Origin of the sequence: Azospirillum griseum, assembly GCF_003966125.1 — a bacterium.
GTDB lineage: Bacteria > Pseudomonadota > Alphaproteobacteria > Azospirillales > Azospirillaceae > Azospirillum > Azospirillum griseum.
In genome coordinates, this window is record NZ_RXMA01000038.1 from 1 (window position 1) to 21,621 (window position 21,621).

Here is a 21,621-nt window from a genome sequence, read left to right on the forward strand (position 1 = left end):
GGTTGCACGAATTGCTCCCGTGGAATTGGAAAGCCGCTCAAAATATCAGGAAAGCAGCCTGACCGCGTCACTCGCCGGATGGTTACGATCATGAATGGCGAGGAAACGCTGGACTTGGCCGGGGTCTTTGAAGCGCTTTCTTTGCCGTTCGCGTCGGCGGGTGGGTTGGTGGGAGTTCTCGGCCCGGTTGTTCAGACCCTTGTGCTGGCGATGCTCCCCGCCCATTCCCAGTTCCCGCTTGGCAACGGCATAGGACTTCAGCTTGTCGGTGACCAGCACGCGGGGCGCCCGGCCCTGCTTCTTCAGCAGCTTGCGCAGCAAACGCTTGGCCGCCTTGGTATCCCGGCGGCTCTGAACCAGCACGTCGAGCACGAAGCCGTCCTGGTCGACGGCCCGCCACAGATAGTGTTTGCGACCGCCGATGGTCAGGACGACCTCGTCGAGATGCCATTTGTCGCCTCGCCGCGGCGCCCGCCGACGCAACCGGGTGGCGATCTCGGGACCGAACTTCCGGGCCCACTGGCGCACCGTCTCGTAACTCACCGTGATGCCGCGCGCCGCCAGCAGCTCCTCGACCATCCGCAGGCTGAGCGGAAAGCGGAAGTACAGCCACACCGCCGCCGCAATGATCTCGGCGGGATATCGGTAACCGGCATAGCGGGGAATTGGGCGCGTCGTCATGCCGTCCCATACCTCGCCATCGCCGATAACGGCAACCACCTTTCAACAAGTTAACGATGCCGGCTGGACACATGGATGCATCCTTCCCGGCCAATTCGTACGGATTTCTGTCTTGCGCCGTAGGGGCCGTCCACACATGGTTTCTTTGACGACATCAGCTTGCCACCGATTCGAGAAGGTGGAAGGGCCGTCCACCACATCACCTCAGTTCAATCTGTACCAAAGTCCTTCATGGCAACATTCTCACTTTGGCTTACGAAACGCTTCCATCGTAGCGATCAACTGCAGCAACAACTGATTGGCGGCAGGCGAAAGCTGCCGACCCAGGCGAGTAACGATGTGCGCCTCAGCCTTTGAGAGCATTTGATGTTCGATCGGTATGGCAGCGAGTTCACCAGTTGCGATTTCCTGCGAAACCGCGAAGGCAGGCAGAAGGCTGACGCCAAGATCCGCACGCACGAAGTGCTTGATGACCGAGATCGAGTTGGTCGTCAGCTTGGGATTCAGTCGAACCTTGTCAACCTGTTCCGCAAGTTCAATGATTTGGCGTGTTCCATAGGACCCGTGCATCACGGCCACGTCATAAGACGCCAATTGCCTGAGCGTCGGGGATTGCCCTGCTTTCGTGATCGGATGCTGCGGAGCGACGATAACGCACATTGGTTGACGCACAACGGCCCGCGAGCGTATCCGGGGCGTCACCGGAGGGTTGTAGACCAGCCCGATGTGAGCGATGTCCTCAACAACTTGGCGCAGCACATCGTTTGTGCCCGCCAGATTCAGTGTCACCGTCAATCCAGGGTGGTTCCTCCAGAATTCCTCTAGTGGACGAGCCATCAGGTCGCTGACGAAACCTTCACCAAGGACCAGATCGACGTGGCCGTGCGACAGACCCCGGATGGCTTGAAATTTCGCAAGCACATCGTCCTGATTTGATCTGTGTTGACGGTAGTAGTCGACCAAGATTTGACCCGCATCCGTCACCTTGACGCCTCTGCCATGCCGCTCCAGCAAAGTGATCGAAAGCTCGCTTTCCAACTGCGCGATCTGCCGACTGACCACCGACGGATTCATGTCCAACTTGTCCGCTGCGGCGCGCACCGACCCCGCGAGCACGGCTTCGTACAGGTAACGGACACGGCGATCGTCAAGCATATCGCGGGTCTCCCATAAGGCTCTCCGTTGCTTTCAAGTCAACGGAACTTTACTCCCGTTGACATTGTTCGCCATCAAATTTTCGCTGAACCTTCATGCTCCACAGAAGGGACAGATCGGTTCGATCCATGTCAAACCTTGCTCCTCTTCCGCCCTTGGATTTGCTGTGTCGGCAAGCCGACGCACTCGCCCTGAAAACTCCCGCGCTCGCGCCAATGCTGCGGCGAGCGGTACGCGACCGGACGTCCTTCGCGGACGCTCTGGCTCACCGCCTGGTCGACGCGCTCAAAGCCACCGTTCCCGTAGAACTTGACGTGTTGGAACTTTTCGGAGGGATTCTCGCCGACCAGCCCGCGATCGTGGAGGCGGCGTGGTCGGACCTTCACAAGCTCGCGAGCACCAATCCGGCATGTCCGAACGCGCTGGCGGGGTTTCTGAGCTTTCGCGGTTTCCAGGCGGTGCAACTGCACCGAATCAATCACGCGCTGTGGTTCGACGGACAGGAGGAGCTCGCGGCCCTGTTGCAGAACTGGGGCGCGATCACCTACGCGATCGACATCCATCCGCAAGCCCGCATCGGACGCGACGTGTTCCTTGATCACGGCGTCGGCACCGTGATCGGCGCCACAGCTGTGATCGAGGACGGAGCCAACATCTGGCACGGCGTCACGCTCGGCAGCACGCTCACACAGGCTGGCGACCGGCACCCTAAGGTGCGTCGCGGGGTCACCATCGGCGCGGGTGCCACGCTGCTGGGCAACATCGAGGTCGGCGAGGGGGCGGTGATCGCCGCAGGCAGCGTGGTGCTGCACCCGGTCGATCCATTCACTGTCGTCGCGGGCGTGCCCGCCCGCCCGGTCGGAACCGCCAAGAGGCAATTGGACGCGATCGCGGCCAAAAGCCCGGAGGCGGGGGATGGCGGCACGTCCTGTGGTGGGAGACCCGCATGAGCAACCAAACGCTTGGCATCGATCACCCCGTGGTCACGGTCCGCGATCATGCCGCCGCCTTGCGGCAATACCGCGCTATCGGCTTCAGTCCCTCGCCGGTGTCGTATCATCCTTGGGGCACGGTGCTGTCGCTGCTGATGTTCCGCGACAATTTTATCGAACTGATCGGCGTCCACGATCCCGCACTGTTCGGCACCAACGCAGTCAACGGTTTCTGCTACGGGCGTAACGTCGGACTGTTCCTTGAGCGCGCCGAAGGCCTGGGTCTGGTCGCGCTGCACAGCACGGATTCAGACGAAGACCATGCACGCCTCGTGGCGCGCGGCCTGAGCAGTCAGGGGCGCATCGACTTCCGACGGGCGATGAGAAAGGCCGACGGCACGCCTGACACCGCCGTCGTGTCGCTCGGACTGTTTCTCAACGAGCGGCATCGCGACGTTTCGCATTTCATCTGCCATCAGCACCGACCCGAACTGATCTGGGTGCCCGAATGGCAGAGACACCCGAACGGCGCTCACTCGGTCGCTGCGGTAAGCTATCTCGCGCGCGATCCGCAGGACTTGGAGGAGCGCTTCACCGCGCTCTATGGGGCGGACAGGGTAAAGGCGCTGGAGGACGGCCTGCACGTCGATGCGGGTTGCGGCGCATTCCGCGTGCTGAGCCCTGGCGGCGCTGAGCGGAGCTTGGGCGACCTGCCTCTGCCCTGGTGGGCCGACGGAGCGCCCCACGGCATCGCCATCACGGTGGCGACGTCCCGCTTCGATGAACTCGAATCCCTCTGGCGCGGCAATGGCATCGATTCCCAACGAAGTCCGAGCGGCTCTCTGCTGCTGGAGCCGCGCCTGTGCGGCAACGTCATTCTCGAGTTCGTCGCCGGTTAGGTAATGCTTTTCTTCCTCGGCGCGCGCCGGGGATCCCGAATCTTTCGCAGGAGATATCCGTGCTGACAGTCGGTGTGGTTGGTTTGGGCAATATGGGCCGCGGTATGGCCCTTTCGTTACTGCGCGGCGGCTTCAAGGTCGTCGGCACGGACGCATCGGCGGACACGCGTCGGGCGCTGGCTGGTGAGGGCGTCGAAACGGTCGACACGGTGGCCGAAGTCGCGTCGCGCGCCGAGGTCATCGTCCTCTCGCTGCCCACCGCCGCCATCGTAACGGAGGTCGTGACCGGCTCCGGGGGGCTGCTCGCCTCGGCGCGCGACGGCGTTCTGGTCATCGATACCTCCACGTCGCATCCCGACACCACGCGACGATTGGCGCGCCAGCTCGCAGAGGTCGGCATGACACTGATCGACGCGCCGGTCAGCGGTGGCCCCAAGGCCGCCATCACCGGCCAGTTGACCATGGTGCTCGGCGGCGGAGAGGCCGACATCGCGCGTGCGGAGCCCGTGCTCACCGCGATGAGCACCAAGCGCGTGCGTGTCGGCGACGTCGGCGCGGGCCATGTGGCCAAGATCGCCAACAACCTGATGTGCGCGGCACACCTGATCGTCGCTGGCGAAGTAGCCCGCCTGGCGAAGAGTGCGGGGGTGCCGACCGAGCAACTGCTCGAAGGCATCAACGCGGGATCAGGACGCAGCGGAGTCACGCAGGTCAATTTCCCGACCTGGGTGCTGAACGGTGCCTTCAACTCGGGCTTCACGATGAAGCTCATGCGCAAAGACGTGCGCCTGGCGGCCGAGCTTATCGACCAGACCGGCTTACGACTGCCGCTGGCCGCCGAGGTGGCACGCCTGTGGAGCGAGAGCGCCGAAAGCATCGGCGACGATGAAGACTTCAACCGCATCGTCGAGCTGGGCGCGGAATGCACCCAGGCTTGAGCAATCACGAATTGGACGGACACTCCCTCATGCCCACAAGCCTCGGCCAACAATTGCTCGCCACGCTGGCGCCCTTTTTTCCCGATGCCAAGACCGTCGGCTCCTGGATCGGCGGCGAATACGTCGCCGGTGCCGGTGACGCTATCAGGCTGGTCGATCCGGCCACCGGTCAGGAATTCCTGAGTTACGCCGATGCCGGCGTCGATGTGGTCGCCAAGGTGACGCAGGCGGCGGTCGCTGGTCAAACTGCCTGGGCTGCCCTGTCGGCTGCGCAGCGCGGCCGCGTGATGTTTGAGATTGGCCGTGTGCTGCGCGCCCATATCGAACCGCTGGCGCAACTCGAATCACTGTCGGTCGGCAAGCCGATCCGTGACTGTCGCGGCGAGGTGACCAAGGTCGCCGAGATGTTCGAGTACTATGCCGGCTGGGCTGACAAGCTTCATGGCGAGGTGATCCCAGTGCCCAGCGGTCACCTCAATTACACCCGGCGCGAGCCCTTCGGCGTGCTGCTGCTGATCACCCCCTGGAACGCTCCGGTCTTCACCTGCGGCTGGAACGTCGCCCCGGCCATCGCCGCTGGCAACGCGGTGCTGCTCAAACCGTCCGAACTGACGCCGCTCAGTTCGCTGGCGGTCGCCGCGCTGGCCGAGAAGGCCGGGCTGCCCAAGGGCGTGATCAACGTGATCACCGGCTACGGCCACACGACCGGTCAGGCCGCGATCGCCAGCCCGGTGGTCAAGAAGGTCGTCTTCGTCGGCTCGCCCGCCACCGGCGGGAAGATCGCCGCCGCATCGGCCCAGCGCGGTATTCCCTGCGTGCTCGAACTGGGCGGCAAGTCGGCCAACATCGTTTTTGAGGACGCTGATCTCGCGCGCGCCTGCGTCGGCGCGCAGTCGGCCATCTTCGCCGCGGCCGGGCAGAGTTGCGTCGCCGGTTCGCGGCTGCTGGTGCAGCGTGGCGTCTATGATCGCTTCGTCGCCATGCTCGCCGAAGGTGCCCGCCGCCTGCGCACCGGCGCGCCCCTATCCCCCGACACCGAGGTCGGTCCGATTCAGAACGCCAAACAGTACGAGCACGTTCTTGGCATGATCCGGTCGGGTCTGCGAGAGGGTGCCGAAGTGGTCGAGGGCAGCGACGGCAAACCCGCAGACCAGGGCTATTTCGTGCGGCCGACGGTGCTGAAGAACGTGCGCAACGACATGGAGGTGGCGCGCACAGAGATCTTCGGGCCGGTCGTTGTCGCCATCCCCTTCGACACCGAGGAGGAAGCCATCGCCATCGCCAATGACAGCGAATTCGGCCTGGCCGGCGCGGTGTGGACGAACAATGTCGCGCGCGCCCACAGGGTGGCCGCGCAAGTCAAAGCGGGAACCTTCTGGATCAACACCTACAAGGTCATCAACGTCGCCTCGCCCTTTGGCGGTTTCGACGCCAGTGGATACGGCCGCTCCAGCGGGACCGATGCGCTGCACGAGTACACGCAAGTTAAGAGCGTTTGGGTCGAAACCTCGGCGAACCCCGCCGTCGCTTTTGGCTACGCACCCGGCATCGGTGCCTGACCCGGCACCACTCCTATTTTTTCCGACCCTGGCCATCTCGAACTCTCAAAGGAGCCTCCATGACAGCCCCCTTGACTGTAGCGTCCCCCACGCGCGGAATCGTCGGTGCCGACCAGATCCGTCTGTTCGCCGCAGCCTTCCTGATTGTCTTCATCGCCGAGTCGATCGGCAACGTCAGCCTGCCGCTGGGTCATGCCAAGGTGGTGCTGCTGCCGTTGCTGTGGGCGCTGCTGCTGGGCGCTATCTGGGGGTTGGCCAGCCGACGCCTTCCGGAAACGCTGGGAATCGCCGTACCGTTGCAGCGCACGGCCTCGTCGATCTTGGAACCGGCGCTGCTGCTGTTCATCGCCAAGCTCGGTCTGTTGGTGGGTGGATCACTGCCGAAGCTGGCGACCGCCGGCTTCGGTCTGGTGTTCCAGGAGTTTGGCCATTTCTTCGGCACTGCAATCTTTGGGTTGCCCGTCGCGCTGATGCTGGGCATCAAGCGCCAGGCCATCGGTGCCACCTTCTCGGTCGGCCGCGAGCCCAGCCTTGCCATCATCGGCGAACGCTTCGGTATGCAATCGCCCGAGGGTCAGGGCGTGTTGGCCGAGTACCTTACGGGGACCGTGTTCGGCGCGGTGTTCATCGCGCTGCTGGCCGGCTTTCTGGCCAGCCTGAACATCTTCAACCCACTGGCGCTGGCGATGGGTGCAGGCGTAGGCTCAGGCAGTATGATGGCAGCGGCCTCGGGTGCCATCGCCGCGCAGCAGACGACGCCGGAACTGGCCCAGGACGTGGCGACGTTCGCCGCCGCCAGCAACCTGATCACCACCACGATCGGGACCTACTTTACGCTCTTCCTGTCGCTGCCGTTCACGATCTGGGCCTACAAGAAGCTTGAACCCATCATCGGGCGCACGACGAAGGCCAGCATTGAAGCGGTCCCCGCCGCCGACGCGCAAACCCAGCACGAAACGCCTTCACTCAGCTTCGGTGCACGGGCGCTGACCTGGATGCTGGTGGGCGCGTTTGCTCTGGTGGGCAACTGGATCACCTACAAGACCTCGCCCGCCGACCCGATGGTGCTGGCAGGCATGGCCATCATCGTCGGCACGGTCTTGGTCGGCCATGGTTTGTACCGTCTTACGGGAGCCAAGGTTCCGGCCGTGATCTGGGTGTCGCTCGTGGGCATGCTGCTGACCTTCCCGCAGTTCCCCTTTGCTGCGCAGATCGCCGCGATGACCGGGAAGATCAATTTCCTGGCGCTGGCCACCCCGATCCTCGCCTTCGCGGGCCTGTCCATCGCCAAGGATGTGCCAGCCTTCCGGCGTCTGGGCTGGCGCATCGTCGTCACGTCGCTCGCAGCGAACGCCGGCACGTTCATTGGTGCCACTCTGGTCGCGCAATTCTTCATGCACAAAATCGTCTGAAGGTCGACACCGCCATGAAACCGATGAGTTCCGAAACCGTCGACGCCATGCGCGTCTGGCGACGTGATCTTCACGCCCATCCAGAGCTCGCATTCAACGAGTTTCGCACGTCGGACCTCATCGCCCGAGAACTTGCCGCCATGGGCATCACCGTGCACCGGGGGTTGGGCAAGACAGGCGTGGTGGGAACGCTCTCTACGGCGCAGGGACGGGCCATCGCGCTCCGAGCGGACATGGATGCCCTGCCGGTCAAGGAGCTGAACAGTTTCGACCACTGTTCGCGCCATGTCGGCACAATGCACGCCTGCGGCCATGATGGACACAGCGCCATGCTGCTCGGTGCCGCGCATCATTTGGCGACCAACCCGAATTTCCACGGAACGGTCCACTTCATTTTTCAACCCGCCGAGGAAAGCGAGGGCGGCGGTCGGGCGATGGTGGAGGAAGGGCTGTTCGAGCGTTTCCCCTGCGATGCGGTGTACGGCATGCACAACTGGCCGGGGCTCCCAGCCGGGACGTTCGCGATCAACCACGGGCCAATGATGGCCGCGCTGGACACTTTCGAGGTGACGGTGCAGGGGCGCGGCACGCATGCGGCGATGCCGGAACGTGGCATTGATTCTTTCACCATCGTCGCGCATATCACGCTTGCCCTGCAATCCATTCCCAGCCGCATGCTGAGCGCGATGGAGTCCGCCGTGATCAGCCTGACGCAGATCCACGGCGGGGATGCCTGGAACGTGATTCCTGATCAGGTCGTCATGCGTGGCACCGTGCGCTGTTTCTCACCGAACATTCAGGACCGGGTCGAGGAAGCCATACGGGTCATCTGTCGATTAACAGCCGAGGCGCACGGCGCGACCGCCATCCTCACCTACACGCGCGGCTATCCACCGACCATCAATACGGTTGGAGAAACCGATGTCGCCATTGCCGCGGCGCGAAGGGTGGTCGGTGACGCCAACGTTCAGATCGACTGCAAACCGTCAATGGCGTCGGAGGACTTCGCCTTCATGCTGCAGGCCAACCGAGGAGCCTACATCTGGATCGGTGCCGACGGCGCACAGCCGTCAGCACCGCTGCACAACCCGCGTTATGACTTCAACGATGACACGCTCAGTATTGGTGCCGCCTACTGGGTAAGCTTGGTCGAATCCGTGCTCGGGGTGACTGATGTTTAGCAGGCTGCGGAAAATGAGTAAGCGGCTACGGAACGCCGCCTTGTCTGGAGAGAGGTGATCGGCGAAGAGCGAGGGGACCGGAGGCTCCAATGGAGCGCCATTGGAGGCTCGCCTGATGTCGAGAGTTGAAATCATCACCAGCCGCGGCGAGCGTCGGCGGTGGAGTGCAGACGAGAAGGCCCGTCTGGTGGCCGAGGGCATCGTCAACTTGTCGAGAGGCTGGCAGAGCCAAGTTACAGCGGACGGCAGCGGTCTTCTGATCACGCGGCCATCGGCACGCCGACGACCTCGGCCCAGGTGGCGAAGGCCTGGGTGCGGGCGGTGCGGTAATCGGATGCGGAGCGGCTGTCTCGGCGCAGATGGAAGAGGTTGTTGATCGGATCGTGGATGGAGAGGAAGCGCTGCACTTGGCGGGGTGACTTGAAACGCTTCATCTGGCGCTCCCGCCGTCGGGTTGGCTGGTGAGAATTCTCGGCTCTGTTGTTCAGCCCCTTGTGCTGGCGGTGGTCCACCCCCGGCATGATCGCCCTTTTGGCGGCGGCGTAGGACTTGAGCTTGTCGGTGACCAGCACACGCGGTGCCCGGCCCTGCTTCTTCAGCAATTTGCGGAGCAAACGCTTGGCCGCCTTGGTGTCGCGTCGGCTTTGGACCAGCACGTCGAGCACGAAGCCGTCCTGATCGACCGCCCGCCAGAGGTAATGCTTGCGACCGCCGATGGTCAGAACGACCTCGTCGAGGTGCCACTTGTCGCCCCGGCGCGGTGCCCGGCGGCGCAACCGGGCGGCGATCTCGGGGCCGAACTTCCGGGCCCATTGGCGCACCGTCTCATAGCTCACCGTGATGCCGCGCGCCGCCAGCAGGTCCTCGACCATCCGCAGGCTGAGCGGAAAGCGGACGTACAGCCACACCGCCGTGGCAATGATCTCGGCGGGATAGCGGTAGCCAGCGTAGCCGGGATCAAGGCGCGTCGGCATGCCGTTCCACACCCCGAACAGACCGCCTCCGCAACTGCGGGGCAACAAGTTGACGATGGCGGCGCACCGTCTCGTAACTCACCGTGATGCCGCGCGCCGCCAGCAGCTCCTCGACCATCCGCAGGCTGAGCGGAAAGCGGACATACAGCCACACCGCCGTGGCAATGATCTCAGCGGGATAGCGGTAGCCAGCATAGCGGGGATCAAGGCACGTCGTCAGGCCGTTCCATACCCCGAACAGACCGCCTCGGCAACTGCGGGGCAACAAGTTGATGATGCCCCACTGTCGCCGCCCCCTTGTCGGATGTGGCCCAGGAAATCATCCACCTGATCCAGCAGGCGGGCGGTTTGGGTGGACAGATGGTCGGTGACGGTCAGAACAGACGTGGCAGTCTGGCGCGCCTCGATGGCGACGCTGCGCACGACGCCGATGTCGTCCGAGGCGCAGGCCGTGCGGCTTGCGGCCACGGCCACGCTGCGGGCGATTTCGGCGGTGGCGGCCCCTTGTTCTTCAATACCCGCCGCTACGACAGCGGTGATTCCGTTCAACCGGGCGATGGTGTCGGCGATGTCGTGGATGGCGGCCACCGCGTCGCCGGTTGCCGATTGGATCGCGCTGACCTGGGCGGTGATCTGGTCGGTCGCCTGGGCGGTTTGCGATGCCAACGCCTTGACCTCGGACGCGACGACGGCAAAGCCGCGACCGGCCTCCCCCGCCCGCGCGGCCTCAATGCTGGCGTTGAGCGCCAAGAGATTGGTTTGACCGGCGATCCGGGCGATGAGGTCGGCCACCTCGCCCACCCGCAACGCCAGATCGTTCAGGCTGCGGATGACGCCGTCGGTGCGGGCCGCGCGCTGGGCCGCTTCGCTGGCAATTCCGGCGGTTTCACCGATGCGGTCGGCGATCTCGCGGATCGACAGGGCCAGTTGCTGGGCGGCCTCGGCGGCGGTTTCGACATTGTCCGACACCTCTTGCGCGGCGGTGGCCGCGCTGCCAGCCAGTCGGGATGAGTTTTCCGACACCTCGGCCATTCCAACAGCGCTGTGGCGCACGCTGCCCACCGCCGCCGACACCGTTTCAACCACGGTCTTCACCCGCCCCTCGAAACGGTCAGCCAGGGTCAGCATGTCGTTGCGGCGCTCCTCGGCGGCCCGCTCGCGGTCCTGGTCGGCACGGGCGCGGGCGGCGGCAACCTCGCTGGCGGTGTCGCGGAAGACCTGGAGCGCGGCCCCCATCGCGGCGATCTCGTCGGTGCCGCTCACCACCACGGCGGCGCTCAGGTCCCCCGCCGCGATCCGACCCATGGCGCGTTGCAGGGTGATCAGGCGGCCCACCAGACTGCGCCCGACATAGAGTTGAACCACCACAACCGACAACAGAAGGCTGGCCACCGCGACCAGGATTTGGGTCAGGCGGTTGGACTCCATGCGCCCGCGCGCGCCGTCGGCGGCGGCCATGATGGCGCTTTCCTCCGCCTGGATCAGGGTCACGACCAACCCACCAAGGCGCTCGGTCAGCGCAGCGTTGCTGCGCACCAACCCCAGCGAGCGCTCCAGCGCCTCCAATTCCTGTTGGCGCACATCGGTCACGCCACCGCCATCGGTCGCCAGCGCCCGCCAGTCAGCCAGCGGCGTTTCCAGCCTAGCCGCCAGGTCCGGCGGGGTTTGGCGCAGGGTGTTGTCGAGATAGTTGAAGCGCAGGATCAGCTTGGCCTCCAGCGCGCTCAAATGGCGGGTGTCGGTGGTCAAAGACGCCTCCACCAACATGCCACGCACCGCCGCCGCCTCTTCCAGAATGGAGGCCACCGGCTTGGCCTGGGCCGACACCGCCGCCATCTCGTCCAACCCGGCGCGCAGGGCGTCCGGTGACGGGGCGGCGTCCGGGGCGCGAAGCTGCGCGCGCAGCGCCGCTTCGCGTTGGGCCAGCGACGCCCGCCAGGGGGCGGCGAATTTCTGCACCTCCGCCTCCTTGGCGAGGATGGCGGGCAGCAGGGCCGTGCGCTGAGCCGCCAACTCCACCCGCTCGCCCGCCGCCTGGTCCAGTTGGGCCAGATTGTCGAGCAGCGCGGCGGCCGCCTCGCCCAGCGCATCGAGTGACTCGGCGCTGCCATGGGCGCGCAGACGCTCGAGCGATTGGGCGAAGGTCTGCGCCTCCGCCTTGATCCGCGTCGACACCGCGTCGCGGGCCTCGGCGGTGTCGGCGGCGGCCAACGCCGGGGCAAGGGCAACCAGCCGTTCGGCCAGCCGCGCAACCGTCAGCCCGTCCTTCATCGATGGAACCGCACGGTCGACGATGCCATCCAACGTCTGTTGCAGGCTGCCGTAACCCAGCAGCGCCACCACCGCCGCGACCAGCGTTCCCGACAGGACCACCCCGATGGCCACCGAAACCCGCCCCCGCACCCCCAATCGCCAGCGGCGTGGTGCCGTCCGTTCCATCCCATTCATGTGTTTTTCTCCTTTGACGCCCAAGGCGGGGTCAACCCGACCGACGCAGAACCGGTGTGCGGCGGGCAAACCAAACCGTCGCCCACAGCGGCCCGATCATCACCAGCGCCCCCAGCGCGTAGACCAGAACCGATCCTCCCAGGGTGAACAGGCCGCCGGCCAGCATCGGCCCCAACAACCGTCCCAGACTGCCCATGGATTGATTGACCCCCAACAGGCTGCCCACCTCGCCCTCCCGCCCCTCGCGCGACACCAGGGCGGCTATGGTCGGCTGGGTCAGGCCAAAGCCAATGGCCAACAGGCTGTTGGCAACTACGCCCAGCGACCCGCAGCCGGGAATCGCCATCGCCAGCAGCCCACAAATAATCACCGCAACCCCGGCCACCAGCGCCCCGGCATCGCCAAAACGGCGGACGATCCGCCCGACCCCCAGCAATTGCACCGCGACCATCACGGTGCCGACCGTGGTCATCAACAGCCCCACCTCGTGCGGTCCCCAGGCGAAATACTCCTGTGCCCACAGGGCGACGGTGGCGTTGACGCCGGAAAAGATCAGGGTGGTGGCAAAAAACAACCCGGTCAGCACGCGCAGCCTTGGTTGCGCCAACAGGCCGGGAAACTGCTGCAACGACACGCCCCGCCGCTGCCGCTGATCCCGCGACACAGCGGGTTCGCGTGCGAACAGCGCCACCACGAGAAAAGCCACCGCGCACAGCGCCCCGGCAGCGACAAAGGGGTGCGCGCCCGGCGGCGTGTCGGACAATTCCGCCAGCAGGCCCCCCAGAAGCGGGCCAAGGGCGAAGGACACCCCTGACACCACCCCCATGGCGGCCATGCTTTTGGAGCGTTCCTCCGGGTCGGTGCGGTCGGCGATGTAGGCCTGCGCCACCGCCATGTTGGCCGAGGACGCCCCCTGCACGCTGCGGCACAGGAACAGGGCCAGCAGCGAGTCCGCCTGACTCATCCACAGATAGGCCCCGACCGACACCATCATGCTCCAGCACAGCACCGGTTTGCGCCCGTAACGGTCGCTGACGCGGCCCCACAACGGTGCCGTCACCATCTGTGTCAGCGAAAAGGCGGAAAACAGCGCGACAACCGCCAGCGGCGACGCCCCGAACCGCTGGCTGTAGAAGGGCAGCAGAGGCATGACCAGCCCGAAGCCGACCTGGGCAATGAAGACCACGAGCAGGACCGGAAGCATGTCCGACCGCAGCATCCGGTGTCGTCCCAACTTGTTCAAACCGATCATGCCGATCACGCGTCAGAACGGGTAAGTCTGGTTGGGATCCTCGACGGTGATCCACCGCAATTCGGTGAACTCCGCGATCCCGGCCTTGCCGCCGAAGCGGCCATAGCCGCTGTCCTTCACCCCACCGAACGGCATCTGCGCCTCGTCCGACACGGTCGGGCCGTTGATGTGACAGATGCCGGTCTCCAACCGCCGGGCCAACGCCATCGCCCGCCCGATGTCGCGGCTGAAAATGGCGGAGGACAGGCCGTATTCGGTGTCGTTCGCCACCCGCACCGCCTCGTCCTCGCCCGCCACCCGGATGACCGACTTGACCGGACCGAAGCTTTCCTCGTGGTAGATCCGCATGTCCGGCGTCACCCGGTCGAGGATGGTGGCGGCGACAACGCTGCCGTTGCGCTCACCGCCGCAAACCAGAACCGCGCCCTTCGACACGGCGTCGGCGATCAGCGCGTCCATCGATTCCGCCGCCGCACGGCTGACCAGCGATCCGAGAACCACCGGTCCGCGCGGATCGCCCGCCGTCAGGGCGGACGCCCGCGCGCCCAACCGGGCAACGAAAGCATCGGCGACCCGATCGTCCACCACCATGCGTTCGGTGGACATGCAGATCTGACCCTGGTTGGCGAAGGCCCCGAAGACCGCCGCGTTGACCGCCGCGTCGAGATCGGCGTCGTCCAGCACCAGCAACGAAGCCTTGCCGCCCAACTCCAGCAGCGCCGGTTTCAGATGGCGGGCCGCCGTCTGCGCGATGATCCGCCCAACCGCCGAGGAGCCGGTGAAATTCACCCGTCGCACGGCGGGATGGGCGATCAACGCCTCGACCACCGCCGCCGCGTCCTGCGGGGCGTTGCTGATGACCGACACCAAACCCGGCGGAACCCCGGCCTCGACGAAGACCTGACCGATCAGTCGATGGATGGCCGGGCATTGTTCCGACGATTTGAGAATGACCGCGTTGCCACAGGCCAGTGGCATGGCCAGCCCGCGAACGGCCAGAATGACCGGCGCGTTCCACGGCGCGATGCTGAGAACCACCCCGACCGGCTGGCGCACCGCCAAGGCCAGACAGCCCGGCTTGTCGGCGGGAATCACCTCGCCTCCGATCTGGGTGGTCATCGCCGCCGCCTCGCGCAGCATGTCCGCCGCGAGATGGACGTTAAAACCGGCCCAAGCCGCCGTACCGCCGGTTTCCGTCACCACCAGACGGGTGAACTCGGCAGCCTTGCCATCCAGGATGCGCGCGGCTTCGGTCAAGCGCCGCCGCCGGTCGCCCGGCCCCAGCGCCGCCCAGGCGGGAAAGGCCGCCGCCGCCGCATCCGCCGCCGCGCGCGCGTCCTCGACCGTGGCGGCAGCGGCGCGGCTGGCCACCCAATCCGTCACCGGATCCCGCCGGTCAAAGGTCGCCCCGGTGGAGGCGGGACGGCCGACGCCGCCAATCAGAAGATCGACTGTGTCCATCGGTCGGGGGTCCTTGCTCACTTGGCGACGGCGCGGTAGCCGTCGTGCTTGGCGTCGGCGTTGTCGGCGGTGACGGTGACGACCGAACGGCCCGGCGTGATCCGGCGGGCGATCACCTCCTCGTTCAGTTCCAGGCCAAAGCCGGGGCCTTCCGGCGGCAGGGCGCAGCCGTCCTTGTAGACCGGGCCGCCATGGACGATGTCCTCGTAGGCCGTCGCCATATCCTCCAGCGACTCACCGCGCCGACGCAGCGGCCCGACGATTTCGTGGATCATGGTGGAGGTCCAGGCGTTCGCCGTGGCCAGATGCAGATGGGCGATGGTTTCCAAGCCTGACCCGGCCATGGAACCGATCACCACGGGATAACCGCAGGCTTGCGCGGTGGCGATCCAGCGCAACGACTTGACGAAGCCGCCCGCCTTCACCGGCTTCAGCAACAGGCCGTCGGCAGCCCCTTTGCGGTGGATCTCCATGATGTCCGTCGGGGTTTGCGCCGCTTCATCGGCGTAGACCGGGAAGGTGCAGGTTTCGCGCAGGCGGGCCATGCCGTCGAGATCCCAGGAGGGCAGCGGCTGTTCGATCAGGCCCGGACGGAACTCGGCGAAGGCTTTCACCCCGGCCAACGCCTGTTTGAAGTTCAAGGCCCCGTTGGCGTCGAGATCCATCGGGATCTTGTCCTCAATCGCCTTGCGCACGGCGGCCAGACGCTTGCACTCATCGGCCATGCTGTTTCCAGTCAGACCGATCTTGATCTTGATGAGCGCGAAACCCGAATACACGGCGTCTGCCGCCCATTCCCCGAGAATGTCGGGATCCCGTTCGGCGCTGACATAGCCCAGGCGGATTTTTTCCACCGTGCGGCCACCGAGCAGTTGATAGGCCGGCACGTCCAGGACCTTGCCCTTCAGGTCGTGCAGGGCGAAATCGACCAGCATTTTGGCCTGGCCGTTGTTGCGGACCAGATGATCCATCTTGTCGACGATCCGTTCGATGTCGAACGGATCGGACCCCAGCAACACCAGCGGCGCGATCACCTCCTCAATCACGGCGATGATCGACCCCTGGGTCTCGCCGTTGTACCAGGAGGAGGTGTTGCCGGTGTCACCGATGCCGACATGGCCACTGTCGGTGGTGATCTTGATGACGACGCTGTTGTTGCGCAGCTTGGCGTTCTGACCCGGACGCGGGCCGAGCGTGACAGGAAACAGCTCGATCTTGACGATTTTCATGGTGGGGAACTCACAAGCGAAAGGGGAGCGGGAGCCGCAGGCGGTGTCCGCGATCAGGCGGACGGGCGCTGCGGGGCCGCATGGGGGGTGGGGCGGGTCGATTGGAAGGACACCTCCTTCCAAACACCGTCGCGTTTCAGCCAGACTTGGGTGCAGATGGAACTGACGACGATCGGGTCGCCGCCCTGTGGACCGAGCACGGTGTTGACCATGTCCCCGGTCAGGATGGCGGTGTCGCCAAACAGACGCAGGCGCAGATGGTCGCGCGTGATGGCGACAAATTTCAGCCCGCCTTTGACGTAATCCAACAGATCCTGCCGGGTCTGGATCACACCGGTGGTGTGGATGTGGAGGTAATCGTCGGCCAGAAGATCAGCCAACGCGCCCCAATCGGCGGCGATCATCGCGCGTTGGCGCGCATCCTCTAGCGCGAGGATGGCCGCCTTGTCTGCGGCTTGGGGGTCGGTGTCTTCGATCAGCGCGGTGGTCATCGCGGGGTATCCTGCCAGTTCGGTCAACAGCTTGTCAGCCATTAAATCATACGTTCGATGAATTTTTAACGATGGTGAGGTCCCGTGGACCTTGCCCGTCAGTGATGGTGCCCATGCACGGCGCATCGGTGGGGAATGCCGGGCGCACGGCCTCTGATCTTGTTGCGGAAGGCCCAGCGAGCTTCCATACGAGCGGCGAAATTCTCCACCACCGGCGTGCCGGAGAACTCGGCGTAGAGCACGCCGACATTCTGCGCCAGGAAATCGGCGCGCTTGAGATGGGCAAAGCGCCCGAGATGGTCGAACAGGTCGAGGGCGGCGTCCTCCACCGGCATGCCCGCGTCGTAACGACGGCGCGCCTCGTCCTTGATGAACAGTGCGTAATCGCGGTGGCGACGCACCTCCTCGGTGCCGCAGACCCCGCCATGGCCGGGCACATACACGGCCGCGTCCCAGGCCAGCAGCTGGTCGCACACCGCAATCCAGTTGCCGATGTGCGGGTGATTCATCACCAGATGGCAATCGTTGAACATCAGATCGCCGGTGAAGACGACGCCACTGTCGGGCACATGCACCAGAACGTCGCTTTCGGTGTGGGCCGGCCCCATCTCCACCAGCTCGACCCGCTTGTCGCCGACCATGACGGTCAGGGCGCGGTTGAAGGTTTCGGTCGGCGGCACATAGGTGACGCCGTCCATCTGAAAGTCGTCGGCCCCCATCTCCGTCATCAACTGGCGGGCGCCGCCGGTCAGCTTGTCGATGCCCTTCACCATTCGCTCGATGTGGCGGTAGGTGTTGGCGCAGCCGTCGGTCATGATGATCCGCGCCCCATTCATCAGCGTGTTCCCCGCTGTGTGGTCCGGGTCGGAATGGGTGTTGACCAGGGTGCCGATGCGCTTTGCCGCCGGGGTCGCCGCCGCCATGCACGCCAGCATGTCGCGCGTGCGCGGCAGATCGATCAGCGTGTCCACCAACAGCGACTGGTCGCCATCCGTCACCAGTCCGGCGTTTGACAGGCAGAACCCCCCGTCGGGTTGAAGCCAGCAATACAGCCCGTCGGCAACCTGATGAAGCCCCTGGGTGAAGGTCCAAGACTGTGTGTGGACGGCGGTCATGACGCGGCCCTCCCGGTGCGGCGCAGGATGCGGTTGCGCAGGATGCCGATGCCATCAACCTCCAGTTCGATGACGTCGCCATCGTTGAGGTAACGGTCGTTCTCCATGCCGCAGCCGGTTCCGACCGTTCCCGACCCAAAGAAATCGCCGGGATAGAGCGTGGTCGACTCGCTCATGTGGGCGATCACCTGTTCAAAGGTCCGGCCCATGGTGTTGCTGGAGGAATTGCACCAGACCTCGCCATTGACCCGCGCGATCATGCGCAGATTGTAGGGATCGGGGATCTCGTCGGCCGTCACCAGACACGGCCCCATGACGTTGCCGGTGTCGAACTCCTTGCTTTTGCCGCCAAAGCGCGCCTCACGCGCCTGCATGTCACGGGCGGACAGGTCGTTGAACACCGTGTAGCCGAAGATGTAGGAGCGGGCCTGATCGTAGGGGATGTCCTTGCCGCGCTTGCCGATGTAGAAGCCGAATTCCAGCTCGAAATCCATCTGTTCGGAAAAGCTCGGCCACTCGATGTCATCCTCCGGCCCGATCACCGCGTGACGGTTGCAGGCGTGGAAGCGTGGAAGCTCGTAATAATCAGCGGGCAGCTTCAGCAGCCCCTGATCGACAAAGCGCTGGAACGCCGCCTCGGGATCGACCTCCTTGGCGGCGCGGCGGCGGTAGTCGCGCTGCATCATGTTCAGCATGTGTTGGGGAAAGCAGGCCCAATCGCGGATGGATTCCGGTTTTGGCACCGGAGCGGCCAGACGCACCGCCGCGCGGTCCAACAGGTCATCCGCACGACCGCGCTGCGCCGCCGCCACACAGTCCCGCGCCCGGCCGAGCGCATCCTCGCCAGCGGCGATCAAGGCCAGCATCGACGCGAAATCCGCGTCGCCCGCCGTGGCGGCGGTCAGATCAACAACGCGCGTGTCGCCATCGATCAAGGCACCGACGCGCTGCGGGCCATCGGCCCGCCCCGCCGGGGTGAAAGTCACAAGACGCATGGAACCCTCCTCGCACCCAAATTCTTTTCAAAACCACCCAAGGCCACGGCCTCCCGGCTTCACGCCGGATCGGACAGCGGTGCTGCGACGCCGACCACTCCCGCAACGACAACGCGGTCGATGGCATCGACGTCCATCCCCAGCCATTGAGCCAGAACACGGTGGCTGTCCTCGCCCAGCCGGGGCGGGAAGCGCGGGGCATCCTCCGCCGCGCCCCCGGTGAAGCGGTCGTCAGACAGCTTCATCGGGTTGCCAACCAGGGCAGCGGATCGGCCATCCTCCGTGTCCATCTCCACCACCATGCGACGGCCATGGGCGCGGGCGTCGGCCAGCGCCTCCGGAACCGTTTTGATCGGCGCGGCGGGAACCCCGGCCGCCGACAGACGGCCGACCCATCCGACGGCGGTGTCGGTCAGGAAGGCCGGTTCCAGGATCGCCCACAGCGCCTCCTTGTGGCGCAAACGCTCCCGACCATTGGCAAAACGGGGATCGTCGATCCGGTCGGCCAGCCCAAGGCATTGGCACAGCCCGCGCCACATGCCTTCGGTGTTGGCCGTCACCACCAATTCACGCCCGTCGCCCGCCCGGAAGGAGCGGTAGGTCGGAATGGAATCATGCCGTGCGCCCTGCGGCTTGGGCGTCGTTCCGGCGACCAGCGCGTAGGCCCCCTGATAGGACAGCATCGACAATTGGCAATCGAGCATCGACACGTCGATCAACCGCCCCTGCCCGTTCACCGCGCGCGCGGCGAGCGCCGACGTGACGGCGATGGCGGCGTACATTCCGGCAACCATGTCGCCCGCCGGAATGCCCAGCCGCACCGCCGGGCGTCCCTCTTCACCGGTCAGGCTCATCACACCGGACAGGGCCTGCACGATCATGTCGTAGGCGGGAAGGTCGCGCCACGGGCCGGTCTGACCGAAACCGCTGATCGACGCCCAGATCAGGGCCGGATGCTCCCGCCGCAGCGCTTCGGGATCCAGCCCCAGACGCGTGGCGACGCCGGGGCGGTAATTTTCGATCACCACATCGGCCCGTGCGATCAGGCGGCGCACCAGCGCCACCCCGTCGGGCGATTTCAGATCAATGGCGATGCTGCCCTTGTTGCGGTTGCAGCTCAGGTAATAAGCGCTGTCCTCGCCCACGAAATGGGGTGGGATGGCGCGGCTGGAATCGCCGCCGTCGGTCCGTTCGACCTTCAGCACCTCCGCCCCCAGATCACCCAGAATCTGGGTGCAATAGGGGCCGGACAGGAAGGTGGTCAGATCGACGACGCGCAGCCCGGCCAGCGGTGTTGCGGCGGCGGTCATGACGCGCGCTCGAAGATGTGGACGGTGCAGGCCCCGTGGTCCAGGCCGGAAATGCCGCCGCCGGTGACGTGGGTCAACGCCAGGCGGGCGTTCGGAATCTGACGCGCTCCGGCCTGATCGGTCAGGTGCCAGAAGGCTTCAACCACCTGGGCGACGCCGCTGCACCCGACCGGGTGGCCCTTGGCCAACAGTCCGCCGCTGGGGTTGACCACCGTGCGCCCACCCTGGCTGGTCGCCCCCGACCGCAGCAGCGCGGCGGAATGTCCCGGCTTGCACAGGCCCAGCGCCTCGTAATAGACCAGCTCGGCGATGGTGAAGGCGTCGTGCAGTTCGACCAGATCGAGATCCTTTGGATCGACCTCCGCCACCTCATAGGCCTCTGCCGCTGAATGATAGGTGATCTCCGGGCGGAGCATGTCGCGAAAGCCGGTGGTTGCGGTCCCGGAATGCAGGACCGACGCCCGCACCCTCAGCCCCGACTTGCCCAGACGGCGGAAACGCCCTTCGGACACCACCACCAGGGCGGCGGCCCCGTCGCCGGTTGGACAACATTGGAACAGGGTCAGGGGATCGCAGATGACGCGGGAGGCCAGAACCTCCTCCACCGTCGCCGCCTTGCGGATCTGGGCAAAGGGGTTGGTCATGCCGTGCCGCCGCGCCTTGACCGCCACCGCCGCCAGATCGGCCGGTGTGGCGTCGCGTTCATGCAGGTAGCGGCGCGCGCGCATGGCGTAGAGAGCGGGCATGACCATGCCCTGCCGCACCTCCCAATCCTCCGTCACCAGCGGCAGGGTGCCGCCGCCGAACTGGGTCAGCTTGTCCACGCCGATGACCAGCGCGACATCGACGATCCCCGCCTCGACCGCCTGGCAGGCCGCCTGCACCGCCGACGCACCGCCCGAACAGGCGTTGTCGATGTTGACCACCGGCACGCCACCGATTCCCAGATCCTTGACGATCCGCTGGCCGGTCAACATGCCGCCGAAGGCGTGACCGCAATAGACCGCCCCAATGTCCGCACGGCTCAAGCCGGATTCGCGGATCGCCCGCCGCACCGGCGGCACGGCCAGCCCGGCGTAGGAGGCGTTGGTGTGTTTGCCCATGGGGATCATCGCCCCGGAGAGGATGTAGGCCGACATCAGCGCATGTCCTTTTCTTCAACGCTCGCGGGGGCAAAGCGCCAGCCATCCCCCGTGTCGGGGACCAGACGCACCACCTGATCGCAGCGCAGTTCCGCCGGATCACCATCGATGGCGGCCAGAACGCGGACGTTCTTCGGCAAATCGACGTAACCAATGGTGTAGGGCACCTCCCGCGTCGCCGAGACATGGACGACCGAAAAGGAATAGAGCGTGCCCAGGCTGTCCAAGGCCGCCGGGTGGATGTTCGTTCCGCCGCAATTGGGGCAAACCGGACGGCTCGGGGCCATCCGCGCGCTACAATCGCCGCACTCCCCGCCCATCACCGTGTGTTCGCCCAACGGCGTTCGGGCAACCAGCCTCTCCGTTTCCCCCAGATCAAGGTTGGGCATGGTGTCATCGGGCCGTTCTCCGGCGGGTTTGTCGTGTGTGTCCATGATCGCGGTCTCC

At 65.5% G+C, this 21,621-nt stretch carries 18 protein-coding genes and 1 pseudogene; 6 read left to right on the plus strand and 13 right to left on the minus strand.

Going from position 1 to position 21,621, the window contains the following annotated elements; translation table 11 throughout:
* Positions 1 to 90 precede the first annotated feature (90 nt).
* Together EJ903_RS23640 and EJ903_RS23645 are read right to left on the minus strand one after the other, a co-directional pair.
* Positions 91 to 681: pseudogene (locus EJ903_RS23640) on the minus strand (IS6 family transposase); the annotation flags it as partial.
* 243 nt (positions 682 to 924) lie between these two features.
* Positions 925 to 1,836 (minus strand): LysR family transcriptional regulator, encoded by a 912-nt coding sequence (locus EJ903_RS23645; protein ID WP_126620120.1) that lies wholly within the window; start codon positions 1,834 to 1,836, stop codon positions 925 to 927.
* Between the two features lie 128 nt (positions 1,837 to 1,964).
* Between EJ903_RS23645 and epsC the strand changes: the two genes are divergently transcribed.
* From epsC to EJ903_RS23675, 6 genes are read left to right on the plus strand one after another with little or no spacing between them, the layout of a single operon-like run.
* Entirely contained in the window at positions 1,965 to 2,786 is an 822-nt protein-coding gene (gene epsC / locus EJ903_RS23650) for a serine O-acetyltransferase EpsC (protein WP_126620122.1), read from the plus strand.
* Entirely contained in the window at positions 2,783 to 3,667 is an 885-nt protein-coding gene (locus tag EJ903_RS23655) for a VOC family protein (protein ID WP_126620124.1), read from the plus strand. Before epsC ends, EJ903_RS23655 begins: the two co-directional genes overlap by 4 nt.
* On the plus strand, positions 3,631 to 4,605 hold the full coding sequence (locus tag EJ903_RS23660; RefSeq protein WP_377006728.1) for an NAD(P)-dependent oxidoreductase: 975 nt from the start codon (positions 3,631 to 3,633) through the stop codon (positions 4,603 to 4,605). Before EJ903_RS23655 ends, EJ903_RS23660 begins: the two co-directional genes overlap by 37 nt.
* Positions 4,606 to 4,634: 29 nt before the next feature.
* Positions 4,635 to 6,164, plus strand: a complete 1,530-nt coding sequence (locus EJ903_RS23665) for an aldehyde dehydrogenase family protein (RefSeq protein WP_126620128.1) — start codon at positions 4,635 to 4,637, stop codon at positions 6,162 to 6,164.
* A gap of 59 nt (positions 6,165 to 6,223) precedes the next feature.
* Entirely contained in the window at positions 6,224 to 7,576 is a 1,353-nt protein-coding gene (locus tag EJ903_RS23670) for a DUF3100 domain-containing protein (protein ID WP_126620130.1), read from the plus strand.
* A 14-nt stretch (positions 7,577 to 7,590) separates the two neighbouring features.
* The gene (locus EJ903_RS23675) at positions 7,591 to 8,757 is read left to right on the plus strand and encodes a M20 aminoacylase family protein (protein WP_210211541.1); all 1,167 of its coding nucleotides are present in this window, start codon (positions 7,591 to 7,593) and stop codon (positions 8,755 to 8,757) included.
* A gap of 260 nt (positions 8,758 to 9,017) precedes the next feature.
* On the opposite strand, the gene EJ903_RS23680 is transcribed toward EJ903_RS23675, so the two are convergent.
* The 11 genes from EJ903_RS23680 to EJ903_RS23735 all read right to left on the minus strand — a co-directional run bounded on the left by EJ903_RS23680 (position 9,018) and on the right by EJ903_RS23735 (position 21,608).
* Positions 9,018 to 9,731: an IS6 family transposase gene (locus EJ903_RS23680; protein ID WP_126620132.1), complete on the minus strand. Its 714-nt coding sequence runs from the start codon at positions 9,729 to 9,731 to the stop codon at positions 9,018 to 9,020.
* 216 nt (positions 9,732 to 9,947) lie between these two features.
* Entirely contained in the window at positions 9,948 to 12,179 is a 2,232-nt protein-coding gene (locus EJ903_RS23690; RefSeq protein WP_126620134.1) for a methyl-accepting chemotaxis protein, read from the minus strand.
* A gap of 31 nt (positions 12,180 to 12,210) precedes the next feature.
* Positions 12,211 to 13,398, minus strand: a complete 1,188-nt coding sequence (locus EJ903_RS23695) for an MFS transporter (protein ID WP_158627997.1) — start codon at positions 13,396 to 13,398, stop codon at positions 12,211 to 12,213.
* Between the two features lie 45 nt (positions 13,399 to 13,443).
* A complete protein-coding gene (locus EJ903_RS23700; protein ID WP_126620138.1) occupies positions 13,444 to 14,892 on the minus strand; it encodes an aldehyde dehydrogenase in 1,449 nt (482 codons plus the stop codon).
* A 17-nt stretch (positions 14,893 to 14,909) separates the two neighbouring features.
* Positions 14,910 to 16,121 (minus strand): mandelate racemase/muconate lactonizing enzyme family protein, encoded by a 1,212-nt coding sequence (locus tag EJ903_RS23705; RefSeq protein ID WP_126620141.1) that lies wholly within the window; start codon positions 16,119 to 16,121, stop codon positions 14,910 to 14,912.
* 53 nt (positions 16,122 to 16,174) lie between these two features.
* Positions 16,175 to 16,654 carry a nuclear transport factor 2 family protein gene (locus EJ903_RS23710; protein WP_158627998.1) on the minus strand — a complete coding sequence of 160 codons (480 nt, stop codon included), beginning with the start codon at positions 16,652 to 16,654 and terminating at the stop codon, positions 16,175 to 16,177.
* 56 nt (positions 16,655 to 16,710) lie between these two features.
* The gene (locus EJ903_RS23715) at positions 16,711 to 17,727 is read right to left on the minus strand and encodes an MBL fold metallo-hydrolase (RefSeq protein ID WP_126620145.1); all 1,017 of its coding nucleotides are present in this window, start codon (positions 17,725 to 17,727) and stop codon (positions 16,711 to 16,713) included.
* A complete protein-coding gene (locus tag EJ903_RS23720; RefSeq protein ID WP_126620147.1) occupies positions 17,724 to 18,722 on the minus strand; it encodes a fumarylacetoacetate hydrolase family protein in 999 nt (332 codons plus the stop codon). Before EJ903_RS23720 ends, EJ903_RS23715 begins: the two co-directional genes overlap by 4 nt.
* 59 nt (positions 18,723 to 18,781) lie before the next feature.
* Complete coding sequence (locus EJ903_RS23725; protein WP_126620149.1) at positions 18,782 to 20,032, minus strand: CaiB/BaiF CoA transferase family protein; 1,251 nt, start codon at positions 20,030 to 20,032, stop codon at positions 18,782 to 18,784.
* Entirely contained in the window at positions 20,029 to 21,171 is a 1,143-nt protein-coding gene (locus tag EJ903_RS23730) for a thiolase family protein (protein WP_126620151.1), read from the minus strand. The genes EJ903_RS23725 and EJ903_RS23730 overlap by 4 nt, the downstream gene beginning before the upstream one ends.
* On the minus strand, positions 21,171 to 21,608 hold the full coding sequence (locus EJ903_RS23735; protein WP_126620153.1) for a Zn-ribbon domain-containing OB-fold protein: 438 nt from the start codon (positions 21,606 to 21,608) through the stop codon (positions 21,171 to 21,173). Before EJ903_RS23735 ends, EJ903_RS23730 begins: the two co-directional genes overlap by 1 nt.
* Positions 21,609 to 21,621 lie beyond the last annotated feature (13 nt).

Bases quoted from the DNA above. Each gene is read 5' to 3' on its own strand.
- EJ903_RS23725 (WP_126620149.1), bottom strand. From the start codon at position 20,032: ATGACCGCCGCCGCAACACCGCTGGCCGGGCTGCGCGTCGTCGATCTG.
- EJ903_RS23675 (WP_210211541.1), top strand. From the start codon at position 7,591: ATGAAACCGATGAGTTCCGAAACCGTCGACGCCATGCGCGTCTGGCGA.
- EJ903_RS23690 (WP_126620134.1), bottom strand. From the start codon at position 12,179: ATGAATGGGATGGAACGGACGGCACCACGCCGCTGGCGATTGGGGGTG.
- EJ903_RS23670 (WP_126620130.1), top strand. From the start codon at position 6,224: ATGACAGCCCCCTTGACTGTAGCGTCCCCCACGCGCGGAATCGTCGGT.
- EJ903_RS23665 (WP_126620128.1), top strand. From the start codon at position 4,635: ATGCCCACAAGCCTCGGCCAACAATTGCTCGCCACGCTGGCGCCCTTT.
- epsC (WP_126620122.1), top strand. From the start codon at position 1,965: ATGTCAAACCTTGCTCCTCTTCCGCCCTTGGATTTGCTGTGTCGGCAA.
- EJ903_RS23720 (WP_126620147.1), bottom strand. From the start codon at position 18,722: ATGCGTCTTGTGACTTTCACCCCGGCGGGGCGGGCCGATGGCCCGCAG.
- EJ903_RS23695 (WP_158627997.1), bottom strand. From the start codon at position 13,398: ATGCTGCGGTCGGACATGCTTCCGGTCCTGCTCGTGGTCTTCATTGCC.
- EJ903_RS23710 (WP_158627998.1), bottom strand. From the start codon at position 16,654: ATGGCTGACAAGCTGTTGACCGAACTGGCAGGATACCCCGCGATGACC.
- EJ903_RS23645 (WP_126620120.1), bottom strand. From the start codon at position 1,836: ATGCTTGACGATCGCCGTGTCCGTTACCTGTACGAAGCCGTGCTCGCG.
- EJ903_RS23730 (WP_126620151.1), bottom strand. From the start codon at position 21,171: ATGTCGGCCTACATCCTCTCCGGGGCGATGATCCCCATGGGCAAACAC.
- EJ903_RS23705 (WP_126620141.1), bottom strand. From the start codon at position 16,121: ATGAAAATCGTCAAGATCGAGCTGTTTCCTGTCACGCTCGGCCCGCGT.
- EJ903_RS23680 (WP_126620132.1), bottom strand. From the start codon at position 9,731: ATGCCGACGCGCCTTGATCCCGGCTACGCTGGCTACCGCTATCCCGCC.
- EJ903_RS23655 (WP_126620124.1), top strand. From the start codon at position 2,783: ATGAGCAACCAAACGCTTGGCATCGATCACCCCGTGGTCACGGTCCGC.
- EJ903_RS23700 (WP_126620138.1), bottom strand. From the start codon at position 14,892: ATGGACACAGTCGATCTTCTGATTGGCGGCGTCGGCCGTCCCGCCTCC.
- EJ903_RS23735 (WP_126620153.1), bottom strand. From the start codon at position 21,608: ATGGACACACACGACAAACCCGCCGGAGAACGGCCCGATGACACCATG.
- EJ903_RS23715 (WP_126620145.1), bottom strand. From the start codon at position 17,727: ATGACCGCCGTCCACACACAGTCTTGGACCTTCACCCAGGGGCTTCAT.